Annotated in this window: 1 protein-coding gene; it reads left to right on the top strand. The window is 42.1% G+C overall.

Annotated features, from left to right (window positions below; genetic code table 11):
* Window positions 1–355 precede the first annotated feature (355 nt).
* Window positions 356–898: a KilA-N domain-containing protein gene (locus Xhom_RS25010; protein WP_069315415.1), complete on the top strand. Its 543-nt coding sequence runs from the start codon at window positions 356–358 to the stop codon at window positions 896–898.
* Window positions 899–965 lie beyond the last annotated feature (67 nt).

The raw sequence follows: 965 nt of genomic DNA, 5'->3' as shown, positions 1-965 counted from the left end.
AAGAAGAAGATATTTTTTCATAATCATTCTCCACATCTTTTACAACGTTATTATCACAAAAACTGGTAAATCTAATAAACCCATCTTCCCCCAATAACAAGCGAATAATGCTTAACAATTAGTTACTCTCTGAAACTAAAGTCAATATTTCTTTGCCCACTCCCTGAGTGGTTGAAGGAATACCCAAGCCATCACCTCCGTGGTGGCTTTTTTGTATCTGAATTCAGCGCATTCGTACGCGCACATCTAATCCGAGAACCTTCCAGAAAGTGAGCCTGAGAAAACCGCTAATAGCGTAGTTATCTCGGGGCGGTCTTTCTGTACGAACAGGTTCACTTTCTATAAGGAACTACGCATGAAATATCCAACAGTAATTGTTAATGGAGTATCTGTTCGTGTGGATAATGCAGGCAGATATAGCCTAAACGACCTACACGCCGCCGCAGTATTAAAAGGCGAAGCGACAGAGTCACAGCGACCCAACAAATTTATTCGTAATGCATCAGTAAAAAAGTTTGTTTCCGCATTGGACTCCAGAAGACAAAAAAGTCGTCTGAAAGAAAATCAATCACTTAAGGTTGTTAATGGGGGCGCTGACCAAGGCGTATGGGGTGCAGAGCTTTTGGCTATTCGCTATGCAGCCTGGATTAAGCCTGAGTTTGAAATTAGTGTTTATGAAACTTTCCGCGAAGCAGCACTCAGTGGTATTTCAAATATGACCATGCTAAATCGACTTGATTTGCTTATTGCAAACGAAAAACAAGAGGTTAGCGCCTGCGCTCGCAAGATGAATTATTGGGGTGTTGGTGGCCGCAAAAAAATGCTAGCAGATACTCGGCAAAACATTATCGCCCAAATGGATCCTGACATGGTTTCAATCATGGAAAGCGTACAGTAATGATAGGCCGCTCAGCGGTCTTTTATTTAATTCTGCAAAGCATCCACATTCGGGTGCTTGATAGAGG

Origin of the sequence: Xenorhabdus hominickii (assembly GCF_002632725.1) — a bacterium.
In the GTDB taxonomy this organism is placed as follows: domain Bacteria; phylum Pseudomonadota; class Gammaproteobacteria; order Enterobacterales; family Enterobacteriaceae; genus Xenorhabdus; species Xenorhabdus hominickii.
This window is presented reverse-complemented; position numbering and strand designations above follow the sequence as displayed.

Excerpts from the sequence above, each read along its gene's own strand:
- Xhom_RS25010 (WP_069315415.1), top strand. The coding sequence starts at position 356 with ATGAAATATCCAACAGTAATTGTTAATGGAGTATCTGTTCGTGTGGAT.